The 19,175-nt window shown below is 66.3% G+C and carries 18 protein-coding genes and 1 riboswitch; of the genes, 7 read left to right on the top strand and 11 right to left on the bottom strand.

The genetic code is table 11. From position 1 onward, the window contains the following. Positions 1-43 precede the first annotated feature (43 nt). Complete coding sequence (locus tag AC1DK4_RS22995; RefSeq protein ID WP_441619060.1) at positions 44-685, bottom strand: CoA-transferase; 642 nt, start codon at positions 683-685, stop codon at positions 44-46. A 747-nt stretch (positions 686-1,432) separates the two neighbouring features. Here AC1DK4_RS22995 and AC1DK4_RS22990 point away from each other — a divergent pair. The 3 genes from AC1DK4_RS22990 to AC1DK4_RS22980 all read left to right on the top strand — a co-directional run bounded on the left by AC1DK4_RS22990 (position 1,433) and on the right by AC1DK4_RS22980 (position 7,262). Then, positions 1,433-3,769 carry a hypothetical protein gene (locus AC1DK4_RS22990; protein WP_441619058.1) on the top strand — a complete coding sequence of 779 codons (2,337 nt, stop codon included), beginning with the start codon at positions 1,433-1,435 and terminating at the stop codon, positions 3,767-3,769. Further along, a complete protein-coding gene (locus tag AC1DK4_RS22985) occupies positions 3,766-5,487 on the top strand; it encodes a GTPase domain-containing protein (protein ID WP_477131797.1) in 1,722 nt (573 codons plus the stop codon). The genes AC1DK4_RS22990 and AC1DK4_RS22985 overlap by 4 nt, the downstream gene beginning before the upstream one ends. 283 nt (positions 5,488-5,770) lie before the next feature. Next, a riboswitch (glycine riboswitch) is annotated at positions 5,771-5,897 on the top strand. Positions 5,898-5,945: 48 nt separating this feature from the next. Continuing rightward, entirely contained in the window at positions 5,946-7,262 is a 1,317-nt protein-coding gene (locus AC1DK4_RS22980) for a D-amino acid dehydrogenase (protein WP_441619054.1), read from the top strand. A gap of 41 nt (positions 7,263-7,303) precedes the next feature. On the opposite strand, the gene AC1DK4_RS22975 is transcribed toward AC1DK4_RS22980, so the two are convergent. Then, positions 7,304-8,941 (bottom strand): acyl-CoA synthetase, encoded by a 1,638-nt coding sequence (locus AC1DK4_RS22975; RefSeq protein ID WP_441619052.1) that lies wholly within the window; start codon positions 8,939-8,941, stop codon positions 7,304-7,306. 149 nt (positions 8,942-9,090) lie between these two features. Here AC1DK4_RS22975 and AC1DK4_RS22970 point away from each other — a divergent pair, with 149 nt between their 5' ends. Both AC1DK4_RS22970 and AC1DK4_RS22965 read left to right on the top strand, forming a co-directional pair. Further along, positions 9,091-9,837 carry a Crp/Fnr family transcriptional regulator gene (locus tag AC1DK4_RS22970; protein ID WP_441619050.1) on the top strand — a complete coding sequence of 249 codons (747 nt, stop codon included), beginning with the start codon at positions 9,091-9,093 and terminating at the stop codon, positions 9,835-9,837. A gap of 110 nt (positions 9,838-9,947) precedes the next feature. Further along, entirely contained in the window at positions 9,948-10,580 is a 633-nt protein-coding gene (locus tag AC1DK4_RS22965) for an AraC family transcriptional regulator (protein WP_441619048.1), read from the top strand. Between the two features lie 70 nt (positions 10,581-10,650). Here AC1DK4_RS22965 and AC1DK4_RS22960 read toward each other — a convergent pair whose 3' ends face one another. Next, on the bottom strand, positions 10,651-11,022 hold the full coding sequence (locus AC1DK4_RS22960; RefSeq protein WP_441619046.1) for a BON domain-containing protein: 372 nt from the start codon (positions 11,020-11,022) through the stop codon (positions 10,651-10,653). Between the two features lie 552 nt (positions 11,023-11,574). Between AC1DK4_RS22960 and AC1DK4_RS22955 the strand changes: the two genes are divergently transcribed. Beyond that, positions 11,575-11,814 carry a hypothetical protein gene (locus tag AC1DK4_RS22955; RefSeq protein ID WP_441649817.1) on the top strand — a complete coding sequence of 80 codons (240 nt, stop codon included), beginning with the start codon at positions 11,575-11,577 and terminating at the stop codon, positions 11,812-11,814. Positions 11,815-11,956: 142 nt separating this feature from the next. Here AC1DK4_RS22955 and AC1DK4_RS22950 read toward each other — a convergent pair whose 3' ends face one another. Continuing rightward, positions 11,957-12,232, bottom strand: a complete 276-nt coding sequence (locus AC1DK4_RS22950) for a hypothetical protein (RefSeq protein ID WP_441619043.1) — start codon at positions 12,230-12,232, stop codon at positions 11,957-11,959. A gap of 95 nt (positions 12,233-12,327) precedes the next feature. Continuing rightward, entirely contained in the window at positions 12,328-12,897 is a 570-nt protein-coding gene (locus AC1DK4_RS22945) for a TetR/AcrR family transcriptional regulator (RefSeq protein ID WP_441619041.1), read from the bottom strand. A gap of 112 nt (positions 12,898-13,009) precedes the next feature. Here AC1DK4_RS22945 and AC1DK4_RS22940 point away from each other — a divergent pair, with 112 nt between their 5' ends. After that, the gene (locus AC1DK4_RS22940; protein WP_441619039.1) at positions 13,010-13,798 is read left to right on the top strand and encodes an SDR family NAD(P)-dependent oxidoreductase; all 789 of its coding nucleotides are present in this window, start codon (positions 13,010-13,012) and stop codon (positions 13,796-13,798) included. A gap of 84 nt (positions 13,799-13,882) precedes the next feature. On the opposite strand, the gene hpaH is transcribed toward AC1DK4_RS22940, so the two are convergent. The 6 genes from hpaH to AC1DK4_RS22910 all read right to left on the bottom strand — a co-directional run bounded on the left by hpaH (position 13,883) and on the right by AC1DK4_RS22910 (position 19,020). After that, positions 13,883-14,686 (bottom strand): 2-oxo-hept-4-ene-1,7-dioate hydratase, encoded by an 804-nt coding sequence (gene hpaH, locus AC1DK4_RS22935; protein WP_441619037.1) that lies wholly within the window; start codon positions 14,684-14,686, stop codon positions 13,883-13,885. A 49-nt stretch (positions 14,687-14,735) separates the two neighbouring features. Then, entirely contained in the window at positions 14,736-15,128 is a 393-nt protein-coding gene (locus AC1DK4_RS22930; protein ID WP_441619035.1) for a 5-carboxymethyl-2-hydroxymuconate Delta-isomerase, read from the bottom strand. A gap of 54 nt (positions 15,129-15,182) precedes the next feature. Then, positions 15,183-16,031, bottom strand: a complete 849-nt coding sequence (hpaD, locus tag AC1DK4_RS22925; protein WP_441619034.1) for a 3,4-dihydroxyphenylacetate 2,3-dioxygenase — start codon at positions 16,029-16,031, stop codon at positions 15,183-15,185. A gap of 63 nt (positions 16,032-16,094) precedes the next feature. Beyond that, positions 16,095-17,555: a 5-carboxymethyl-2-hydroxymuconate semialdehyde dehydrogenase gene (gene hpaE, locus AC1DK4_RS22920; RefSeq protein WP_441619032.1), complete on the bottom strand. Its 1,461-nt coding sequence runs from the start codon at positions 17,553-17,555 to the stop codon at positions 16,095-16,097. Between the two features lie 41 nt (positions 17,556-17,596). After that, positions 17,597-18,358, bottom strand: coding sequence for a fumarylacetoacetate hydrolase family protein (locus AC1DK4_RS22915; protein ID WP_441619030.1), 762 nt, complete (start codon positions 18,356-18,358; stop codon positions 17,597-17,599). After that, entirely contained in the window at positions 18,355-19,020 is a 666-nt protein-coding gene (locus AC1DK4_RS22910) for a fumarylacetoacetate hydrolase family protein (RefSeq protein ID WP_477131807.1), read from the bottom strand. The genes AC1DK4_RS22915 and AC1DK4_RS22910 overlap by 4 nt, the downstream gene beginning before the upstream one ends. Between the last annotated feature and the right edge of the window lie 155 nt (positions 19,021-19,175).

Raw genomic sequence — 19,175 nt, 5'->3', positions numbered from 1 at the left:
CGGCACGCCGAAGCGCCTCCGGTTCGCCACCTCCACACTCGGTTTAATCAAGCAGTCGCGAGCCAATCTTCGCTTGTATTTCTCCGCGAGTGACGCCACTCGCCGCCTCGACCAACCGCAGTCCGCCAGACGTTACATCAAGCACGGCCCACTCGGTAATAATTCGATTCGCAGCCCGCTCGACCATTCCATGCCCGCCCAGGGCGTCGACGATATGTGACGGCCCACCGCAGCCATGCACGAGTCCCGACTCTCGGACGAGCAGAATGATGCGTCCCGCGCCATATGTCGCGTTGCCCAGTGCGCCGCCGGTCTTACGCCGGGCGATGGTATTTTCTGGCTCAATGAACTCGCCCGCGCTACTGGCACAGAGAGCCTCCAGGATTGCGACATCCGCCGTAGGACTCAGCATTGCCGCGAAGGATTGCGTCGAATGGAAGGGAGTGAGTTGCCGTCCAACGCGCTTTCCACCTCGCCCGGCGTCGAGGATATCGGCATCCATGTAGTCGTCCGTCGGGTATAGGCCCATGCCTGGCAGCCTATCGTCGGAATGAACCCAAACCTCCTTCGCGACATCGATATGATTTGCCACCAAGGCAGGCAAGCCCGGGCCCAACTCCACGAACTCGCCATCGCGCAACTCTCTTGCCGCGCGCTCTGCCATCTCGTCTACCGTCCAACTCATTGCACTCTTCCTCAGTCACAAAGGCCGTGTTGCCCTTTCCAGACGGGTTTCGGCCCGTGGCCTCCTGGGACCTCGCTGACACATCTGTAGAGTCCACACGCCACCCGATTCCCGTCGGCATCACTGTAGCAGCGCAATGCCTCGTTAGCCCCCGCAGATTTGATGAATCACAGGCCAACATCCGGCGTCGTTCGGCCAGCCATCGTCGCATTGCCTTCTCGCTCCGCCAGCATTGGGCGGCCGAAGGCCAAACGTTCCGCGTGGTCGCTCCGCGAGTCGGCGGGCGATGTAGCGGCTTTTCAGCCATGCCTTGGCTGAATCTGAAACCAGAAAGACCGATAAGTAGCCAGCGCTGTCATTAGACTAGCGCTCCTCGCAATGCAATTGGGGGCCCCCGCCTCCCGTTGCCGGCAGCATGAGAGCCCTGTATTGGACGCCAGGGCGGCGAGTAGCTTGGACATCTGCTGCTTTCGCGGCGCGCATTCTCATGGGAGGCGCGCCGCTTTTCTTGCCTGGGAAAAAGAACGCGTTCGACTTTGGATTCCTCGGCAGCATCAGGCAGTCATTTTTTTCGAAGGCCGCCTTTGACGCCCGCTCGTCCTGATCCGTGCCCCCACTCGACTATGCTTTCGGCAGCGAGATACCGAGGGCCGTATGGAGTGACCTTTCACGCGCCAGYCCCACCCCGAGTTGGAAACCACGACTCCAGAGGCATGCGCGGACTATCTCTCGTGGCCAGGCTCGTTTATGACTATTCAACTCGGTATTGGCGGCGTGCCCGAACCCGATGCCGCATCTCGCCATTTGCTGACAAGCGGTTCAATTTGTGCCAAACGAGAACTCGATGCGGCACTATCAACCGCACGTGCCGTTGGTGCCGCGGCAGCAAAGTTCCAGGAGGCGCAGCGTGACTCGATTCGCGCCGTGCTGAGCCGGCTCGGCGACGTCTCCCGCAACCTTGCACATACGCTTGGCGACTTATCCTTGGCGGGGTCAATGCCGTCAAGTGAACTTCTTGAACGGTCCCGCATATGGGCCAGAACACTGCATTCACAGGTTGATGGCATTTCCCATGCGCTCGAGCGCGGGTATGAAAGTATTGCCGACGCCGGCTATCCCCCATCTGTCCTGTTCGTCGGGCCGGAGGGCTCCGGGAAGACAACCACCAGGGAAGCCCTCTTCGGCTCGCCCGCATTCTTTGCTCGAGAGGCACAAGCACTTGAGCTGGCGCCGGCACGGCGCGAGAACCCAACCGACCGTGCCATCGCAAACACCCCGGCGTGTCTCCTTGTCCAGGAAGCAAGCGTAGCGAAGAGCCCTCCCAATGATGCCGGCGTCATGGCGCAGCGGTGGGACAGATCAATGTGGCCCGACACGCTCGTCCTGGTACTAACGGATGACGATATGGCACCGGGGGCGTTCGACAGCCTTGCGCAAGCTGGTCCGCTGCGGGGCCGCCTGGCGGTACTGTTGAATGTGAAGCGGCACGATGAAGATCTTGACCTGTTGATTGGCGGGGATGGACATGCGTCGGGCAACCGGAACGTCGCTCAACTGGGCGCTCGCATCGCAGAGCGAATCTATCAACGCTTCTGCATCGATGCCATCGAGGTAACTCCGATACACGCACGGGCCGCGTGGCTGGCACGGCATGGCGCAGTGCTACCGCCTGGCGTATCCGCCGCGTCACTCGAACGGTCAAGTAATGTGATGGCCGCAGAGTCCGCCGTTCTGCGCCTGCTGACCTCAGGCGTCGCATCGGCTCGCCTCCAGGCCCCGGCCAGCCTTCTCCACATGTATGTTCAGTTGACCCGAGGGTGTATCGACGAGGCCTCTGATTCCGTCCGGCAACTTCGCGATGCCGCGATGACGGCCGTAAACTCCCTTGAACTGCAGAGGTCAACGGCGGCCCGGCTGCTTGCCCGGAGTCTTGACTTGCTTCAATCCCGCTTTGAAGCTGCGGCGGATTCAATAGCCAGTCTCATAGACGACGCGCTGTCGGAGCCCTCTCCAGCAGACGCTATTAGCCGTGGTTGGCGAGGCATGCTCGATGAGCACGGGCTTACCGACGCCGCCGGATGGCTTCCCCTGGCGCTACAGGCAAATGAGGCGACAACGAACGATATGGCCAGCTTTCCTCCTGCTTCAGACATCGGGGCACGGCAGTTCGATAACGATTCAATTGACGTATCTCAACTCGAGCTTGCCAGGCATCGTGTCAAGTCGCACCGTCACGCACGTCTTCTGTTCCGAAGCATCTCATCCACAGCAGCGGCCATCGTCGCGGGATGGCTAATCTCCGCGGTCGTGGATGACACGCTCTGGACGATTGCCGCCACGACGATTCTCTCCATGGCGGTAGGACTCGGCGTCGACAAAGGGGTATGCCGGGTCACCAGCCGGTGGATCGGCGAAGCGAATCTGGTGCTGGAGCAGCGGCGCGCCTCCCTTGAGAAAGATCTGCGGGATGTCCTGGGGCAACACCACCGGCGGATGCATCAATGGCTACACGCTTTATCGGGGAGTAGATACGATGGAGGCGCGCAAGGACAACTGGCCGCTTCTATCTCAGAGCACCTCGCATGCGTCCGCAGTTCCCTCGACGCGGAGACGAAGCGACTCGAGCGCATCGCATCGAAAATTGATGGCTGCCTGTTGAGTCACGCTTTCGAGCTCGTTGCCCAGGACTTGCACCGCGAACACATTGATATTGTCACCGTTGCGCGGCGACCCGGCGTTTTGGCGATTGCAAGTGTGGCATTTTCCCGCAGCCTCGACCACGCATTCAAGCTTCCCGGTGAGTCTGACGGCAGCAAGCTGAAGCAGCTATCCGAGTGGCTGGGCGGTGAAAGGCTTCTGCTGGTTGACCGGCTCGCCCCGCTCGAACGACAAGTGCGCCAGGCACTCGGGATAGACAACTGCGGCTCGGCGATTGCGTCAGTGGCGATAGCCCCGGGCCGGGAGGCGGCGACCGTCTTGCTTAGCGAAATGCAGTGGGAACAAGCAATCGGGGCTGGGTCGACTTCCATTCAGCTGGCGGAGCAATTGCTTGGCATCTCAATTCACACTGGAGTGCTGTTGTGACGCCTGGATTTCAAGACACTCGCGACGCCGTCCGCCACCTCATCCGCGACGCGGCCTCAATCATTTCGCATTGGCCAACTTCATCTTCGGAATCGTTGCGCGCGACCCTGCAATACTGGCAGGAAACGTTAAAGGCTGAGGCCCCATGGAGAATCGCGCTACTCGGCGAGGCGGGAGTTGGCAAAACCAGCCTCATCCGGGCGGTGTCAGGGAACGACGAAGCGCACCTCGGAACGGATGAGCCAACTGCGGCGGTAGGCGAGCATGACTGGCACGGGATGGTATTTGTGGATACGCCAGGCCTTTATCTTTCCCCCAGTGAACTCGTGGGCGGGGCAGCACTCAGTGCGGCCATGGAGGCCGACATGATATTGCTCGTCGTTACACCCGAACTTCCCTATCGGGCCCAGGYAGGCATATTGAGAAGGCTGCTAGACCAAGACAACCTCTGTCTCGGCAGACCATGCTGCCTGGTGGTCAACAAAATAGACCGGGACCGCAATGGAGGCGCCGGCATGCAACAGCGGATTGAGGCGGTATTGGGTAGACGCATCGGCATTCCCGTGCTCCACTGCTCGGTGGCAAAGTACTTCCATGCCAGGCAGGCCTCGGCCGGCTTCCGCGAGCGACTGCTGCGGCAAAGCAGATTGTCGGCGCTGGTGACCAGCCTTTCCGCCTGGGGAAACCAGACCGGTCAGGCGAGCCGGGCGATTGCAGCCATCAGCGCTGTGGAAGGCGTTATGCGGGATGTCATGCAATCCGGCGACGAGCCCTGCCTGCAAGCACGCATAGCCTGCGTCCAGAAGGAAATCGCCGAGCTTGAACAGGCAAGGGAACACCTGCATTCGCTCGCGCGCCTATGGCATCGGCAAGTCTATTCAACAGTACTGGGGCGTGCCGCGAAAGCAATGGAACGTCTGGACGGCACCGCCGAGGCTCCGGAGGTGCAGGCGTTCTTCACCTCCACGCTTGACCAGATGAAGGAGGACTTGAGCAAGCTTTGGTGCGAAATGGAGCGACAGCTGCACGAAATCCTTGGCGGCGCGGGGAAGCAACTCGAGAATCGCACAACGCAGGCGCTCCACATGCCGTGGTCCGGCGGCAGCTTCGCGCCAGGCACACCCGGCTCACTGGATGCCATCCGCATCCCAGCTAGCCCGGCATTGCGTCTGACGCGGCTTGTCAATAGCGCAACCGGGCCAATAGCAGGCGGACTGGAAGCCGCTTCGATAAGCACAAAGGCACTCGGCAATCTCCTCTACGAAATTGCCGGGTCCACCGGGATAAGGCTGGTCAGGACGGAGGCTCTCCGTCGAGCTGGCCTCATCACAAGAGCATCGGGAAGACTAGCGGCATTCAGCCCGTTGCTAGCAACCATCCTCGACCTCTATCTGCATTTTCGGGAAGAGAAAATCGAGGATGCCAAACGGCGCTACGTTACGGACCTGCGCCGCTCGCTTCGCGCTGCATTCAGACAGCACGCCGAAGCATCGGCGCTAGGCACCAGCAATGCCATCGAGAGGTTCGGAAACACGGCTCTGGACAACATCGCGGCAAATCTGACTGGTCAACTGAAGGATATGCTGGAACGCCAGGCCATCAGTATCGGGCTTGGCAAGCAGTCGGAAGAGGTAGCCGACCGCTGCAAAGCACTGAAGCAGCAATTGCATGATGCACTCAACGGTGCCACGCCGCGGATACCAGGCACTGCACCTTGAACCCTATTGCCATATTGGTCCGCCACCTGTAAAAGCCTGCGCTACTCGTGCCCTGCTCCCGAGCTCGCCGGCTCCAAAAATTGGCCGGCCAGACTGCTACAGAACCTTGCTACAGCGCGCGGCCCGGCGGCGGGGCGCCGCCGGGCCGCCATACTGCCCTTGCAGTCTCTCTGCAACGCGTGCTATGTTGCGGCTTCCAGGAGAACGAGACACCTCCGCCGTATCAGGTGGGTGTCTCTACCGAAGGCGTACCCCTGAAACGCTCAGGTGCAAAAGACTGGAAACCGAACAAACTGGAGAGCGCCGGACCGCACACCGACCAGGTAAGCGGCACGCGGCCGCCGAAGGGGCAAGCCGGTACCCGTGGTGGGTGCGGCGAATCTCTCAGGCAAAAGGACAGTGGGGGCAGGCAGGCCAGATGGCTTGCCTGCCCCTTTTTGCTATCCGGAGCCTGAGAAATGAAAGTCATCGTGATGGGAGCCGGCGTGATCGGCGTTGCGTCTGCGTGGTACCTGGCCCGTGCCGGGCACGAGGTCGTGGTGCTGGAGCGCAATGCGGGCGCGGCCCGGGAAACCAGTTTTGGCAACGGCGGGCAGATCTCGGTCAGCCATGCCGAGCCTTGGGCCAACCCGGCCGCGCCGCTGAAGATGCTGCGCTGGCTCGGGCGCGAGGATGCTCCGCTGCTGTTCCGCCTGCGCGCAGATCCGGCGCAGTGGTCGTGGGGACTCAAGTTCCTGCGCGAGTGCACGGCCAGTCGCTCCACCCACAACATGATCCAGCTGCTCAACCTGGGCACCTATAGCCGCGCCAGCCTGCAGGCGCTGCGCGCCGAGACCGGCATCGAGTACGACCACCTCACGCGCGGCATCCTGCATTTCTATACCAGCCAGAAGGAATTCGACGCGGCCGTCGAGCCGGCGCGCATCATGCGCGAGCTGGGCTGCGAGCGCCGCGTGATCGGGCCGGACGAAGTGGTGCGGCTGGAGCCGGCGCTGGCGAATATCGCGCCGCGTCTGGCGGGCGCCACCTATACCAGCGAGGATGAATCGGGCGATGTGCACCGCTTCACCACCGCGCTGGCCGCGCGCTGCGAAGCGCTGGGCGTGCGCTTTCGCTATGGCGTGCGGGTGCAGCGCCTGCATGCCGAGGGCGGCAGCATGCACGGGGTGGAGATTGCCGACGAGACTGGCGGCTACCAGATCGAGAGCGCGGACGCCTACGTGCTGGCGCTGGGCAGCTTCAGCCCGATGCTGGCGCGCCCGCTCGGGGTCAAGCTCGACATCTATCCGGCCAAGGGCTATTCGGTGACGCTGCCGGTGCTCGACAGCGAGCGCGCGCCCAGCGTGAGCCTGACCGACGACGAGTACAAGCTGGTGTTCTCGCGCTTTGGCGACCGCCTGCGCGTGGCCGGCACAGCCGAACTCAACGGCTATGCGATGGATCTGAACCCGGTGCGCTGCGAGGCCATCGTGCGGCGCACGCTGGAAGTGTTCCCGGGCATGAGCCGACCGGAGCTGGCGAAATTCTGGACCGGGCTGCGCCCTGCCACGCCGGGCAACGTACCTTATATCGGCGCCAGCGCCATCGGCGGGCTCTACCTGAACACCGGCCACGGCACGCTTGGCTGGACGCACGGCTGCGGCTCGGGCCGTGCGATCGCGGACATCGTCAGCGGCCGCGTGCCGGAGGTGGATTTCGCCTTTACGGGCGCGCTGCCCGCCGGTGGCACGACGCGGCCGGCGACGCTGGCGTCCGCGCAGCGGGCCGTCCACTAGCCCCCGGCCCCGGTGGCGCCGGCCGGCGCCACCGCGCGTGGCTAGACGTCGATGGCCGTGTCCGACTTGACCTTGCGGCGCAGCTCGAACTTCTGGATCTTGCCCGTCGAAGTCTTGGGCAAGGGCCCGAAATACACGGCCTTGGGCACCTTGAAGCCAGCCAGCAAGGTGCGGCAATGCGCGATCAGTTCCTCGGCCGTGGCGCTGGCGCCGTCTTTCAGCTCGACGAAGGCGCAGGGCGTTTCGCCCCACTTGGCATCCGGCTGCGCCACCACCGCCGCGGCCAGCACGGCCGCATGGCGGTAGAGCGCGTCTTCCACCTCGACGCTGGAGATGTTCTCGCCGCCGGAGATGATGATGTCCTTGCTGCGGTCCTTGATCTTGACGTAGCCGTCCGCCGTGCGCACGCCCAGGTCGCCGGTGTGGAACCATCCGCCGGCGAAGGCTTCGCGCGTGGCCTTCTCGTTCTTGAGATAGCCCTTCATGCAGATATTGCCGCGGAACATGATCTCGCCGATCTCCTCGCCGTCGGCGGCCACTGGCTGCATCGAATCCGGATCGAGCACCGCCACCCCGGCCTGCAAGTGGTAGCGCACGCCCTGGCGGGCCTTGCGGGTGGCGCGGTCTTCCTGCGACAGCGCGGCCCAGTCGTCCTGCTCCGCGCACACCGCGGCCGGGCCATAGGTCTCGGTCAGGCCGTAGACGTGGGTCAGCTCGAAACCCATTTCTTCCATCTGCGCCAGCACCGCCGCGGGCGGCGGCGCACCGGCCACCATGCCGCGCACCGGGCCGCGCAGGCCTTCGCGCCAGGCCGGCGGCGCGTTGACCAGCGCGGTGTGGACGATGGGCGCGGCACAGTAATGGGTCACGCCTTCGTCGCGCATCAGGTCGAACACCAGCTTGGGCTCGAACTTGCGCAGGCACACATTGATGCCGGCGCGCGCGGCGATGGTCCAGGCAAAGCACCACCCGTTGCAGTGGAACATGGGCAACGTCCACAGGTAGACCGCGTGCTTGGGCAGGTCCCACTCGAGGATGTTGGACACGGCATTGATGGCTGCGCCGCGATGGTGGTAGACCACGCCCTTGGGGTCGCCGGTGGTGCCCGAGGTATAGTTCAGGGCGATGGCGTCCCACTCGTCGGCGGGCCATTGCCAGGCGTAGTCGGGATCGCCCGAGGCCAGCAGGGTTTCGTAGTCGGTCTCGCCAAAGCGCGGCGCGTCCTGCGGGCCCAGCGCATCTGCCACCGCCACCACCTTCAGGCCGGGGATTTCGTTGCCGATCTGGCGCGCGAGCTCGGCGAACTCGGTATCGGCCAGCAGCACCTTGGCCTCGCCATGACGCAGCATGAAAACCAGGTTGGCGGCGTCGAGCCGGATGTTCAGCGCATTGAGCACCGCCCCCGCCATCGGCACGCCGAAGTGCGCTTCCACCATGGCCGGCGTGTTGGGCAACAGGACCGCCACCGTATCGCCCCGGCCGATGCCGAGGCCCGCCAGCGCGCTGGCCAGGCGCCGCGCACGAGCGTAGGTCTCGCGCCAGGTCTGGCGCAGCGGGCCATGCACGATGGCCAGGCGCTCGCCATAGACTTCGGCGGCGCGCGCCAGGTAATCGATGGGCGTGAGGGGAACGTGGTTGGCCGGGTTCTTGCCCAGGCCGGTGTCGAAATCGCTTGGCATTGCTTGGTCTCCGCTTGCGCCTGGCGCTGCGGGCGCCGCCGGTCGCTGTTACTTTTTGCAGGGCAAGGCTATCATCCCACACGACAAAGCTTTGTCGTCCGGATGACAGTGCCCCGCCGGGGCGCGCTCTCCGGGTTGAATCCAGATCAATGTCCAGCCATCCACCCGCGTCCTCCCAGCCCGGCCTTCCCGCACCACCCCCCGCTGCCACGCCTGCGTCGCCGGCTGCCTTGCTGTCCAGGCACGAGTGGTACGCCTCGCTCGCGCCGGCCCACCAGGCGCTGGCCGCACGGCAGGTGGTGGTCCAGGACTTCGCCGCGGGCGCCTTCGTGGCGCGCCGGGGCGAGCCGTCGCGCTACTGGATCGGGGTCGAGAACGGACTCATCAAGCTCGCCGTGTATACGCCGGACGGGCGCGGCTGCACCTTCTCCGGCGTGCCGGCCGGCGGCTGGTGCGGCGAAGGCAGCGTCATCAAGCGCGAGGCCCGCCGCTACGACGTGATCGCCATCCGCGACTCGCGCATCGCGCTGGTGCCCGATACGGTGTTCCACACCCTGCTGGCGGAGAGCCTGCCCTTCTCCAGCTTCGTGGTGCGCCAGCTCAACGAACGCATGGGGCAGTTCATCGCAACCGTGCAGAACGACCGGCTGCTGGGTGCGGATGCGCGCGTGGCGCAGGCCATCGCGCAGCTGTTCCATGCTGCGCTCTACCCGCGCACAAGCGCGGTACTGGAGCTTTCCCAGGAAGAAATCGGCCTGCTCACGGGGCTCTCGCGCCAGCGCGTCAACCAGGCATTGCGCCGGCTGGCGGCCGAAGGCATGGTCGATCTTTCCTACCAGAGCATCCGCGTGACCGACCTCGAACGGCTGCGCCACGTCGGGCTGTCGGAGCTGTAGCGCAGGCAATGGCCGGCACGATGATGGTCCGGCGTGCCGCGACACCGTACAATGCCTCTTTTCCCAAGCGGCGCGATACCCGCGCGCCGGTTGCGCCCCCTGAGCTTCGCATGGCCCTTGTCAGCAGCACCGAGCTGCGCTTGTCCCATCTGCGCTTTCCCTTTGCCGTGCACGTGGACGCCCTGCGGGGCAGCGCATGCCTGCGCGATGCCAATGCGCGGCGCGAGGTATCGCCCGGCAAGCCGTTCGTGGTGCCTGCCTTTGCCTATTTCGATTGCGATTTCCTGCCCAGGACCGGACGCGACACGGCGCTCGTGCTGCGCGCGGTGCCTGATGCGGCCTGCCCGCGCGACCATGGCGCCACCGGGAAATACTGGTCGCGTGCGCTGGCTGGCGCGATGTTCGAGCTGCCGCGGCTGCCGTGGAATGCCGCGCTGGTGTCGGAACGGTGGCAGGTAGCGCCAAGGCTGGTGCGCGCCCGCCTGTTTGCCGAGGGCGAGGCGCTGCGGGTACTGTTGCGCGAGCAGCGCGTAGCGCACGCGCTATACCTGCTGGCTACCGGCCGGCGCATCCCCGGCGACAGGCTGGCGCGTCAGGCCGGCCTCGCGCATGCAAGTGCGCTGGCGAGCGCCTGCGCCAATACCGTGGGCCCCGGCGCGGTCCGGCTGCTCAATGAAAACCTGCCGGAATCCATGCGGGCGAGCACGGCCTTCACCCTGACGGGCATCAATCTCGCGGCGTAGTGCCCGTGCCATGGCCCGAGCCCGTCCGGCGCCGGGCGTCGGGCTCCGGGCGCCTGCGCCCGACTGGCGGCTACCTGGTGACCACCTGCAGGGAGTTCGAGACCGACGCCACGCCATCCACGTTGCGCGCGGTCTGCGCGGCAAGCGTGCGCTGGTCTTCCGAAGGCACCACGCCGTCCAGCGACACTACGCCGTCCCGGGTCTTGACGTGAATGCCGGTGGACTTCAGGCCCTTTGCGGCCAGCAGTTCCGCCTTGACCTTGGTGGTCACGGCGCTGTCGCTCATCTTCTGCCTGGCGCTGCTGGTTTCGGGATGGCCCGTCATACCCGGCGCGCTGTTTGCCGCAGGCGCAGTGTCCGTGGCGGTGGCGGCCTGGGCGGCGCCGGCGGCTGCCAGCAGCGCAGCGAGGCAAACGGCGCGAAACGTCTCATGTGTGTTCATGGCGATCTCCTGATGATGGTTCGATGGCTCCGATGATTGCGCAGGGAGCCGGAAGGAACAGAAAGGCCTGGCATCCACGTCCGCGCGTCGCTGGACGCGTGCCGTGTGCTGGCTTCTGCATACTCTCCCGCAAGGACCGTTCCGGGACAGGCACGCGCGGCGCCCCCATGCCGCCGCAAGGAGAGACGCCCGGCCAGCGCGTCCGGCAGCGCTGGCCGGGCGCGCTGGCCGGTGCCGCAAGCGAACCGGCGGTGCGGCCCCTGCGGCGCCTGTAAATAAATGACGGGCTTGTAAAAAACGCCGGGTGGATGGCGCCAACTCATGCCGCGCCGCGCCGGCGCATATGCGGCGCCATCGACTTCCACGGGGTCGGGCGGTCTCTGCCGGTGCGCGCGGATCGATGCGCCAGGGCGCTGGGGCCCTTGCCTGGCAGGCCCTGGCGGGTACGCGCGCCATACCGGGATGCGCCATGCGCAGCAGCCGCCACCGTGCGTGGCACGCGCCTTGCGCCCATGCCATAACGCGGCATTCCGCCGCGCCATGGAGAGCACGATGGGACAGCAACAGCAACCCGGCCAAGGCCAGCAAGACCAGGACAAGCAACAGCAGCAGTCTGGTCAACAGGGCCAGCAGTCCGGAGGCCAGGACCAGAAGGGCGGCCAGCAGCAGCAACAGGATCGCGGCCAGGGCCAGCAAGGCCAGCAGGGCCAGAAGACCGATCAGGCCGGTCAGCAGAACCAGCAAGGCCAGAAGAGCCGCCAGCAAGGTGGGCAGCAAGGCGGACAGCGCTGACAGCCTGCTTTGACGAGCGCGGCACCTCACGGCGCCGCCAGCCGCCTCCGCGCGCAAGCGTGGAGGCGGCTTTGTTCTGGGAAATATCTTGAGAGTCGTCTTGTAGCGGTCCCCGGGCACGCCTGTCCGGGGACCGCTACGTCTACTTCTGCCCGCCGGCGCGCTTGCCGCGCGTGGCGTAGAGATCGGTGTCTTCCAGCCCGCGCTCGATATCGCGACCGGCCTGCTCCACCTCCTTGCGCGGGCCGCTGCGCTGGCTGTGATGGCTTTCGTCGTGTTCGTGCGGCAGGCGCGGCTGGGGTTCGCCCTGCTGGTCCTGCGCGCGCGTGGCGGTGCCAGTGCGGCCGGGCACCGGCTGGTCATCGGGCCGGACGGCCCTGCTGTCTTCCTTGTGTTCCTTGCGGGGCGTCGAATGCATGGCTGTCTCCTCCGGGATCGCCGCCGGCGGCGGCGCGATCCGGTACTGCCGCAATCGCCATGCCAGTCCCGGGCGCCGGTTGCGCCCCTTGCCGCTCAGGTGTCGGGTCCGGCCGCCGGCTTGCCTTTGCCGCGGATCCAGGCGTGGGTCTGCGCCAGGATCTCGTCGGACAGGTCCGGGTCGTCGACCAGGCGCGCCAGGATCACGGCGCCCAGCATGGCCGACCAGTTGCCGATCGCGGCCTGGCGTGCCTGGGCCGCGTTGCCACCCGGCGCGCTTTCGCCGAACCGCTCGAACTGGCGCCGTAGCGCAGCCGTCATTGCCGCCCGCGCTTCCGGCGCCTGGCGGATGGTTTCCGCGGCAAGGGCAGCCGTCGGGCACCCGCCCGCGAGGTCGTCGCGGTGGCTCGGCGCAAGGTAATCGGCGACATAGCGGGCCACGTCGACCTCGCCCTGGGCCCCGGCAGCCATGACATGCGCCAGCGTCTGGGCGATCAGGTCGTCCTTGGACTTGAAGTACCCGTAGAAGCCGCCATGCGTCAGGCCGGCAGCCTTCATCACTTCCGCCACCGTCACGGCCTCGAAGCCGAGCGAGCGGAACAGGCGGCTGGCCGCCTCCAGGATCCTCTGCCGGTTAGCGGCAACCTGCTCGCGACTGACCTTCATCTGATTCTCTCCATCATCGCTTGACATTATACATGACGTACATCATGATTCCATTCATGACGGCCGTCATGAATACGCGAGCAAACGTACCGACATCCTGAAGGGGAACAGYATGACCACAAAGCCCAGCGTCCTGATTACCGGCGCATCCACTGGCATCGGCGCCGTCTATGCCGACCGGTTCGCCAGGCGCGGACATAACCTTGTGCTGGTAGCGCGCGACCGCGCCCGCATGGAAGCCATCGCGCAGACGTTGCGCAGCGAAACCGGTGTCACCATCGATATCCTCCAGGCAGACCTGACCAGGCCGGCGGAGCTGGCCCAGGTCGAGGCACGGCTGCGCGACGACGCCCGCATCGGCGTCCTGGTCAACAATGCCGGCGCTAGTGCTGCCGGCGGCTTTGCCGATCAGAGCCCGGATGACGTGGCCGCGGTCATCAACCTCAACACCACGGCGCTGACGCGTCTTGCCAGCGCCGTCACGCCCCGCTTCGTCCAGGCCGGCGGCGGCGCCATCATCAACATCGGCTCGGTCGTGGGACTTGCGCCCGAATTCGGCCTGACGGTCTATGGCGCGACCAAGGCCTTCGTGCTTTTCCTGACCCAGGGTCTTCACCTCGAGCTCGGGCCAAAGGGCATCTACGTGCAGGCCGTGCTGCCATCGGCCACCCGCACGGAAATCTGGGCGCGCTCGGGCAAGGATGTGAACAGCCTCGCGGCCGTCATGGAAGTGGATGAACTGGTGGATGCGGCACTCGTCGGCTACGACCGCCGCGAAACCGTCACGATCCCGCCGTTGCCGGACGTGGGGCAATGGAACGCTTACGAAGCCGCCCGGCTCGCCATGTTCCCGAATTTCGCGCAGGTCCATGCCGCCGAGCGGTACCGCAACGTCTCCTGAGCCTGCCTGGTAGCCCGGTAGCCCGGGCCAGTCCGGCGCGATCCGGGCGCGGCCCGAGATCGGCCCGGCACCCGCGCCGCGCCGCTACGCGAAATGGCAGGCGACGGTGCCCAGCGCGCCATAGTCCACCTGGAAGGTATCGCCCGGGCTGGCAGCCACCGGCCGCGTGAACGAGCCGCCGAGGATGACCTCGCCCGCTTCCAGCCCCACGCCGAACGGATGGAGCTTGTTGGCCAGCCAGGCCACGCCATTGGCCGGATGGTTGAGCACGCCGGCCGCCACGCCGGTTTCCTCGATCACGCCGTTGCGCGACATGATGGCCGAGACCCAGCGCAGGTCCACGTCGAACGGGCGCACCGGGCGGCCGCCCATCACCACGCCTGCGTTGGCGGCGTTGTCGGCAATGGTGTCGAAGACCTTGCGCGGGCGCTTGCTTTCGGGGTCGATCGAATGGCTGCGCGCGTCGATGATCTCCAGCGCGGGGATGACGTAGGCGGTGGCGTCGTAGACATCGAACAGCGTGCAGTGCGGCCCCTTGAGCGGCTTGCCCAGCACGAAGGCCAGTTCCACCTCCACCCGCGGCACGATGAAGCGCCCCGGCGCAATGGTGGCGCCGTCCTGGAAGAACATGTCGTCGAGCAACGTGCCGTAGTCGGGTTCTTCGATCTGCGACGACATCTGCATCGCGCGCGAGGTCAGGCCGATCTTGTGGCCCTTGACGGTGCGGCCCTGCGCCAGCTTGTGCGCCACCCATTCGCGCTGGATGGCATAGGCGTCTTCGATGGTGATGTCGGGATGGTCCAGCGAAATCTGCCGGATCTGCGTGCGCGATTGTTCGGCGCCGTCCAGGCGCCGGGCGATCTGGCCGATCAGCTCAGGGCTGAGCATAGGGTCTCCGTGGGGTCGTGGTAGCGTGTCTGGTGACCGGGCGCGAATATCAGCCGGCCTTCCTGAAGCGGGCATGCACGTTGTTGTGCTTGTAGGTGCCGCCTTCGTTGAACTCGACGAGCTCCATCGACAGCGCCAGGTAACGCCGCGCGTAGAGTTCGGCGAAGTGCGCCTTGACCGCATCGAACAGCGCGTCGCACGCCTTTTTCCTGACGGCCTCGTCACGCCCCGCGCCGATCTTGAGCGTGATGTGGACGAAGGCATAGTCCGCCTCGCCATCGGCCATGCGGTAGTCGCTCAGCGCCAGCGCGCGCGAACGGATGCCGCCGATGGGGAAGGCGCCGTCCTGCGCGATCAGTACGTCGTTGAGGGTCTTGAGCAGCGCCGGCACGCGCGCCTCGGCGCGGATATTGTCGGTGTACTCGACGATGATGTGGGGCATGCAGTGCCTCGCTTCGTGGATGGTGCGCCCGGGGACGCAGTTCAGGGGCGCCGCTCAGCGCACGGGAAAGACCGCGTTGATCTGCCCGGTGCCCGAACTGGTGAAGTAGTCGGTGACGATCTCGGCCGGACGGTCGTACGCATCCCAGCCCAGCAGGCCGAGCAGCATGGCGGTATCGTGCATGCCGCCTTCGCCGATGCAATGCTCGTTGTACTCGGGCAGCATGCGGCAGAAGGTGGCCCAGTCGCCCTGCTTCCACAACTCCACCACGCGCAGGTCCACCTGCCTGAAGAACTCGCGGCTGATCTGGTGGATGCTTTCTTCCGGACTGTTGTTGTCGTTGAAGCGGTGCGACAGCGAACCGCTGGCGAGAAAAGCCACGTTGGCATCGCTGGCCTCGATGGCCTCGCGCAGCGCGGCGCCGAACCGACGGCTCTCGTCGAGCTGGTGCCATGCGCACCATGCCGCGATGGACACCACCTTGAAATGCCGGTCGGCATTCATGTAGCGCATCGGCACCAGCGTGCCGTACTCCAGCTCCAGGCTGGCGATCTCGTGCGCGCGCGTCATCACGCCGTGTTCGCAGGCGGTCTGCGCGATCAGGCGGCCCAGGGCCGGATTGCCGTCATAGGCATAGGCCATGTCCTTGATGAAGTGCGGCAGCTCGTTGCTGGTGTACACGCCCTCGAACCGCGCGTTGCAGTTGACGTGGTAGCCCGCGTTGACCAGCCAGTGCACGTCGGCCACCACGATGGTGTCCACGCCCAGCTCGCGGCAGCGCCGGCCGATCTCGCGGTGCCCGGCGATCGCCGCCTCGCGGCAGCCGTGATGCTTGCCGGGCAGTTCGGACAGGTACATCGACGGCACGTGCGTGACCTTGGCGGCGAGCGATAGCTTGCCCATGGCGGTGTCTCCTTGGTTCTGGTTGGCACCGGCATGCATGCCGGCGCTCTCGCTTTGCTGCCCTCAGACTCCCCAGCGGGGAATGTGATGGTCCCCCATCGAAATGCAGACGTTCTTGACCTCGGCGAACACCTCGAAGCTGAACTCGCCACCCTCGCGCCCGGTGCCGGACGCCTTGGTGCCGCCGAAGGGCTGGCGCAGGTCGCGCACGTTCTGGCTGTTGACGAAGACCATGCCGGCCTCGATGCCGCGCGCCAGGCGATGCACCTTGCCCACGTCCTGCGTCCAGATGTAGGAGGCCAGGCCGTACTCGGTATCGTTGGCCATGGCCAGGCCGTCGTCCTCGTCCTTGAACGGGATCAGGCAGGCTACCGGCCCGAAGATCTCTTCCTGTGCCACGCGCATGTGGTTCTCCACATTGGCGAGCACGGTCGGCTGCACGAAGTTGCCGTTGCGCAGGTACGCGGGCAGGTCGGCAGGCCGCTCCGCCCCGCCGGCCAGGACGGTGGCGCCTTCCTGCTCGCCCAGGCGGATATAGCCCGTCACCTTGTCCCAGTGCTGGCGCGTGATCATGGCGCCCACGTGGGTCTGCTCGCTGGTGGGATCGCCCACGCGCAGGCGCTTGGCGCGCTCGGCGAACTTGCGCGTGAAGTCGTCGTAGACGGTTTCCTGCACGAAGATGCGCGAGCCGGCGGTGCAGCGCTCGCCATTGATCGAGAAGATGGTGAACAGCGCGGCGTCGAGCGCGCGCTCCAGGTCGGCGTCGTCGAACACCAGCACCGGCGACTTGCCGCCCAGCTCCATCGAGAACTTCTTGAGCCCGGCACGTTCGATGATGCGCTTGCCCGTCACGGTGCCGCCGGTGAAGGACACCGCCCGCACATCGGGATGGCGCACCAGCGCGTCGCCCGCGGTGGCGCCGTAGCCCTGCACCACGTTGAGGACCCCGGCGGGCACGCCGGCCTCCAGCGCCAGCATGCCGAGCTGGTCGGCGCTCAGCGGCGACAGCTCCGACATCTTCAGCACCGCGGTATTGCCCAGCGCCAGGCACGGCGCGACCTTCCAGGTGGCGGTCATGAAGGGCACGTTCCACGGCGAGATCAGCGCGCACACGCCTACCGGCTGGTAGAGCGTGTAGTTGAGCATCTGGTCGTCCACCGGGTAAGTGCGGCCGTTCATCTGCACGCAGACTTCGGCAAAGAAATTGAAGTTCTCGGCCGCGCGCGGGATCAGCTGCTTGCCGGTCTGCGCGATCGGCAGGCCGGTGTCCTGGGTTTCCAGCGCCGCCAGTTGCGGCACGTGCTGGGTGATCAGGTCCGCCAGGCGCCGCATGATGCGGGCGCGGTCCCTGGCCGGCGTGCCGGCCCACCTGGGGAAGGCCGCCTTGGCGGCGGCCACGGCGGCATTGACCTCGGCCTCGCCGCCGGCGGCCACGGTGGCGATCTCCTCGCCGGTGGCCGGGTTCCAGGTGACGAAGGTGTCCTGGCTGCCGACCTGCTTACCGTCGATCCAGTGCTTGATCATGTCTGCTGTCTCCGTAGTGGCGCGCGTCGTTGCGCGCGGCCTTACTCGTTGCGGTATTCGCTGGCGCTGGCGATGGTGTTGACCAGCCGCCCCACGCCTTCGATCTCGGTGACCACCTCGTCGCCCGGCTGCGTATCGGCCAGGCCCTCGGGCGTGCCGGTGAGGATGATGTCGCCCGCCTCGAGCGTCATGAAGCTGCTCAGGTACTCGATCAGCCACGGGATGCCGAAGATCATGTCGCGGGTATTGCCGTCCTGGGTCAGCTTGCCGTTGACGGTGGTGCGCAACGCCAGGTTCATCGGGTCCGGMACGTCGTCGCGGTCCACCAGCCAGGGCCCGAGCGGCGTACAGGTGTCGCGGTTCTTCACCCGCAGGTTGGGSCGGTAGTAGTTCTCCAGGTAGTCGCGGATGGCGTAGTCGTTGGCCACGGTGTAGCCGCGCACATGGTCGTAGGCCTGCGCGGCCCTGACGCCGCGCGCGGTGCGGCCGATGACCACCGCCAGCTCGCACTCGTAGTGCATGTACTTCACGCCTTCGGGCCGCACCGTGCGGCCGCGGTGGCCGATAAAGGTGCCCGGCCCCTTGAGGAAGACCAGCGGCTCGTCCGGCGCCTTGAAGGCCAGCTCGCGCGCATGATCGGCATAGTTCAGCCCGAGCGCGAAGGTGGTGCGCGGCGCCACGGGAGGCAGCCAGACCACCGTGTCTTCGCGCACGATGCGCCCGTCGTCCAGCCGCAGCAGTCCGTCGCCGGCCGGCTGCGCGCCGTGCACCAGTCCATCGCAGGCCACGCGTGCGGTTCTCATGCGCCCTCTCCCCGTGCGGCCACGACACGGTGGCGCAGGCAGCCCACCCCCTCGATCTCGATCTCCACCGCATCGCCGGCCCGCGCCAGCGGCGCGCCTTCGGGCACGCCCGCGAGCAGCACGTCGCCCGGCTCCAGCGACATGAAGGCGGTGACGTCCGCCAGCAGCCGCGCCACGGGGCGTAGCAGGTTGACGGTACTGTTGCGCTGGCGTTCCTCGCCGTTGATGCGCACCACCATGGCACGCGCGTCCGGATTGCCGGCCTGCTCGCGCGCCGTCACCCACGGGCCGACGGGGCAGTAGCCATCGCGGCATTTGTGGCGCACTGCCGGGCGGTAATAGCTGGCGTGCGGCACGCTGACGTCCGATACCACCGTATAGCCGGCGATATAGTCCGCCGCGCGGGCCGGATCCACGCGCGTGGCGCGCCGGYCGATCACGATGCCCAGCGCCGCGCCGATTTCCAGCGTGTCCTGCCCAGGCGGCAGCATGACTTCGCTGCCGTGGGCGGCCAGCGTGTTGGCTGGCTTGATGTAGAGAATGGGTGCCGACGGCGGCGCCTGGTACGGCGCGGCGTTGACGCTGTCGCCCAGGGCCGCCAGCGCGCCCCTGAAGTTGAGCAGCGTGCCGTAGAYGGTGCCGGTGACGGCGGGCTGCCACATGAATTCGCCTTCGCGCAGGGTCCGCACGCCGTCGTGCGGCAACTGCATGGCGCCGTCCACCGGCATGGCGCGCACCGGCAGGCCGCCGGCGGCGATTCTGGCGATTCTGCCTTCTCGCATCGTGCTCCTCTCTGGTTGCGTCCGCGCCTGCCTTG

The sequence above is a fragment of the Cupriavidus sp. 05N38 genome (assembly GCF_056397345.1).
Note: the sequence above shows the minus strand (reverse complement) of the source record. Positions and strands in the feature narration are given on the sequence as shown.

What these genes read in the sequence shown, in the direction of transcription:
- AC1DK4_RS22960 (WP_441619046.1), bottom strand. Translation starts at nt 11,022, where the DNA reads ATGAACACACATGAGACGTTTCGCGCCGTTTGCCTCGCTGCGCTGCTG.
- hpaH (WP_441619037.1), bottom strand. Translation starts at nt 14,686, where the DNA reads ATGCTCAGCCCTGAGCTGATCGGCCAGATCGCCCGGCGCCTGGACGGC.
- hpaD (WP_441619034.1), bottom strand. Translation starts at nt 16,031, where the DNA reads ATGGGCAAGCTATCGCTCGCCGCCAAGGTCACGCACGTGCCGTCGATG.
- AC1DK4_RS22965 (WP_441619048.1), top strand. Translation starts at nt 9,948, where the DNA reads ATGGCCCTTGTCAGCAGCACCGAGCTGCGCTTGTCCCATCTGCGCTTT.
- AC1DK4_RS22990 (WP_441619058.1), top strand. Translation starts at nt 1,433, where the DNA reads ATGACTATTCAACTCGGTATTGGCGGCGTGCCCGAACCCGATGCCGCA.
- hpaE (WP_441619032.1), bottom strand. Translation starts at nt 17,555, where the DNA reads ATGATCAAGCACTGGATCGACGGTAAGCAGGTCGGCAGCCAGGACACC.
- AC1DK4_RS22940 (WP_441619039.1), top strand. Translation starts at nt 13,010, where the DNA reads ATGACCACAAAGCCCAGCGTCCTGATTACCGGCGCATCCACTGGCATC.
- AC1DK4_RS22955 (WP_441649817.1), top strand. Translation starts at nt 11,575, where the DNA reads ATGGGACAGCAACAGCAACCCGGCCAAGGCCAGCAAGACCAGGACAAG.
- AC1DK4_RS22950 (WP_441619043.1), bottom strand. Translation starts at nt 12,232, where the DNA reads ATGCATTCGACGCCCCGCAAGGAACACAAGGAAGACAGCAGGGCCGTC.
- AC1DK4_RS22945 (WP_441619041.1), bottom strand. Translation starts at nt 12,897, where the DNA reads ATGAAGGTCAGTCGCGAGCAGGTTGCCGCTAACCGGCAGAGGATCCTG.
- AC1DK4_RS22980 (WP_441619054.1), top strand. Translation starts at nt 5,946, where the DNA reads ATGAAAGTCATCGTGATGGGAGCCGGCGTGATCGGCGTTGCGTCTGCG.
- AC1DK4_RS22975 (WP_441619052.1), bottom strand. Translation starts at nt 8,941, where the DNA reads ATGCCAAGCGATTTCGACACCGGCCTGGGCAAGAACCCGGCCAACCAC.
- AC1DK4_RS22970 (WP_441619050.1), top strand. Translation starts at nt 9,091, where the DNA reads ATGTCCAGCCATCCACCCGCGTCCTCCCAGCCCGGCCTTCCCGCACCA.
- AC1DK4_RS22930 (WP_441619035.1), bottom strand. Translation starts at nt 15,128, where the DNA reads ATGCCCCACATCATCGTCGAGTACACCGACAATATCCGCGCCGAGGCG.
- AC1DK4_RS22995 (WP_441619060.1), bottom strand. Translation starts at nt 685, where the DNA reads ATGAGTTGGACGGTAGACGAGATGGCAGAGCGCGCGGCAAGAGAGTTG.